The sequence below is a fragment of the Candidatus Woesearchaeota archaeon genome (assembly GCA_026394965.1).
In the GTDB taxonomy this organism is placed as follows: Archaea; Nanobdellota; Nanobdellia; order Woesearchaeales; family 0-14-0-80-44-23; genus JAPLZQ01.
Genome location: JAPLZQ010000107.1, coordinates 1 through 2,180 on the forward strand (window position 1 = coordinate 1; position 2,180 = coordinate 2,180).

Consider the following 2,180-nt stretch of genomic DNA (forward strand, 5'->3'; position numbering starts at 1 on the left):
TGATAACCCACTGGGTGAGAAGCGTGTTTGAGAAGAACCTCGGCTCTTCAGAAAACATGGAAATTGTGTATGATGTCTGCCACAACATCGCAAAATTTGAAAAGCATGAGATAGACGGAGAAAAAAGAACAGTGTGCATCCACAGAAAAGGAGCTACACGCTCATTCGGGCCAGGGCGCGATGAAATCCCTGAGATTTACAGGAATGCCGGGCAGCCGGTAATAATTCCAGGAAGCATGGGAACTGCATCATACCTTCTTTGCGGGACAAAGACAGCAGAAGAGATAAGCTTCGGCTCAACTGCGCACGGAGCAGGAAGGGTTTCAAGCAGAAGCCAGGCCCTCCGAACCATAAGAGGAGAAGATGTGGTAAGAGAGCTTGCAGCAAAGGGAATTGATGTAAAAGGGGTTTCGTGGAGCGGGATTGCAGAGGAAGCGCCCTCTGTCTACAAGGATATTGACGAGGTCGTAAGAGTATCTAACTCACTCGGAATCGGAAAGCTTGTCGCAAGATTGGTTCCGCTCGCAGTAATGAAAGGATAATTTCCAAGAAAACTTTTTTCTTTAATATATTTTTTAAATATTTATTATCTTTCCCTGCCTTCCGACATTTATAACCCGGGTGTTCCCGATTTTTTCTTCCAAGCCCTCTGCCTCGTGCACATGGCTGCAGAGGAGAATATCCGGCTTGAAGCGCTCAACTGCCTTTCTTACCCCCGTGCTTCCCGGGAAGATGCTTGTGAATTTTTCCATAAGAGTTTCAGAGGGATGAACATGAGTTATCATTATCTTCTTTTCAATTTCCTTTATCTTTTCAAATCCCGTCTTGAGAAGCCTGTAAATCTCATCTTCCTTAAGCTGGAAAAGCCCTATGTTTGCCCCTCCTGCCCCGAAGAATCCCACATCTTTGTATTTTATTGAGTATCCGTGCAGGTTTGTTGCTCCGTAAAGCTCTGCGAGAAAATCTGCCGTTGCAACTGTTTCATGGTTTCCGGGGACCAAGACAACCTTCTTTTTCTTCTTGACAAAAGGTCCTATCAGGTTTTCAGTTGATTTGTCAGCATTGGTTATGTCGCCGCATATTACAACAAGGTCAACATTTTCCTTCTCTGCCCGCTCTGCAAGCTTCTTTGCAAGCCCAACATCGCCGTGGATGTCCCCGAAAGCAAGAATTTTCATTTTTTCACGATTTTCTTTATGAGGCTTCTTATCGGGCTTTCTCTCCATTTATTGCCCTCAGGCAGCTGCTTTCCCCTAGTAATTATCTCTATCTTGTCTTTTGACAGGTTGACAATTGTAGACGGATTTCCCTTTTTTTCGCCTTCATAAACTATGAAGTCAACACCATTTTTTATGGACTGATTTAAATTATCAAGAGATGTCATGAATTCCTCGCCGGACAGATTCACGCTTGTTGTTATCACTGGCTGCCCAAGGAGCTCAACTGCCCTTGAAATCCAGTGCTTTGGAATCCTCACTCCCAGAGTATCCCAGCCGTTATTTACCTCTTTTGCAATTGATTCTTTGTTCTTTAGCTTGAAAATCAGGGTGTAAGGGCCCGGAAGCTTTTCAATCCAGGAATCCCCTCCTTTTGGAATTATGCAGTTCTTCCTTATCCAGTCCTTGGACGGAACTATTACTGAAAAGGGCATAATTTCCCTGTTTTTGAGCTTCCTTACCTTTTCAACAGGCCTTGATTTTGTGGCAATGCAGCCCATTCCGTAGATTGTGTCTGTGGGATAGATGAAAATAGCTCCTGACTTTATGCTTTCAATGTATTTCTCTCTGTTAAGCTTAAGCTCATCTTTTGAAATGATTTCCATAAAATGCGGGAATATAGGCGTTCTTTAAAAACTTTGCGGGGTTTTGAGAGATAAAAAAAACAGAAAAAGAACGCCAAAAGAATATTTTATGCTAAAAAACGGCGCTAAAACTCAATACAAAGAAATTCCTTTGGAATTTCTTGTTCCAAAATTCGCCTAGCGAATTTTTGTTACTTTAGTTTAGAGATAAAGCGCCGTTTTTGGCATCCTAAAAATCCGCGAATCAGAGAGTTTCCGATCAAACTCCGCACTTTAGTGCGGAGTAGGACGCTCTCAGCGGATTTTTATGATTTTGCCCCATTTTTTAGTAATAACAAATCTTTATAAGAAGGGTTTGGGATATTTCCTCTATAGTGTT

Annotated in this window: 3 protein-coding genes; 1 reads left to right on the plus strand and 2 read right to left on the minus strand. The window is 42.5% G+C overall.

Annotated elements, in window-relative coordinates; translation table 11 throughout:
• The coding region (locus tag NTV63_05040; protein ID MCX6710283.1) for an RtcB family protein at positions 1-542 on the plus strand (542 nt) is incomplete at its 5' end.
• Positions 543-575: 33 nt separating this feature from the next.
• Here the strand turns inward: NTV63_05040 and NTV63_05045 are convergent.
• Positions 576-1,178, minus strand: a complete 603-nt coding sequence (locus tag NTV63_05045) for a metallophosphoesterase (GenBank protein MCX6710284.1) — start codon at positions 1,176-1,178, stop codon at positions 576-578.
• A complete protein-coding gene (locus NTV63_05050; GenBank protein MCX6710285.1) occupies positions 1,175-1,822 on the minus strand; it encodes an L-threonylcarbamoyladenylate synthase in 648 nt (215 codons plus the stop codon). The genes NTV63_05045 and NTV63_05050 overlap by 4 nt, the downstream gene beginning before the upstream one ends.
• Positions 1,823-2,180 lie beyond the last annotated feature (358 nt).